Consider the following 555-nt stretch of genomic DNA (forward strand, 5'->3'; position numbering starts at 1 on the left):
CCGAAAAGCTCTTCTCCTGCGCGATGCAGGTAGGGCACAATTTTCGAATGGTCGAGCCCTGCCGTTGCACCTGCTCCTCCCATCACCAGGCGTCCGTCCGGAGACAGACGGAACGAGGTCAGCAATTGTCTTGTATCGGAAGAGACATGACCTTCGGGAAGAATGACCGACCTCATGTCGGCGGGCAGCGGTGTGGTTGCGACCTGGGCCGTTCGAACCGGGACAAACGACCTTTGCAAGCCGGGTACCAGCTTCTCGGCATAGGCACCGGTGGCGAGGATGACATGCCTTGCAACCACCTTCGCTTCTGCCGTGCTGGCGATCCATTGTCCCCCCTCGCGGGTGAGGGAGTCGACGCGGGTTTGGGTATGGATCCTTGCGCCCAGCCTGATGGCCACCTTGGCCAGCCCCCGGGTATAACTCAAGGGCTGAACCGAGCCGCCACGGGGATCCAGCCAGCCGACACGGTATTTTTTTGTTCCCAGGAGGCGGCACAGCTCGTCACCTTCCAGCAGCCGGGCATCGACCCCTCGTTGCTGCCAGGCTTCACAGCGG

The 555-nt window shown here is 62.0% G+C and carries 1 protein-coding gene; it reads right to left on the bottom strand.

The genetic code is table 11. The features are described 5' to 3' along the window. Positions 1–555, bottom strand: a 555-nt coding sequence (locus BFR47_RS15070; protein WP_139215203.1) for an NAD(P)/FAD-dependent oxidoreductase, incomplete at both ends; no start/stop codon positions are given.

The organism is Oceanisphaera psychrotolerans (assembly GCF_001870485.1).
Taxonomy (GTDB): Bacteria; Pseudomonadota; Gammaproteobacteria; order Enterobacterales; family Aeromonadaceae; genus Oceanimonas; species Oceanimonas psychrotolerans.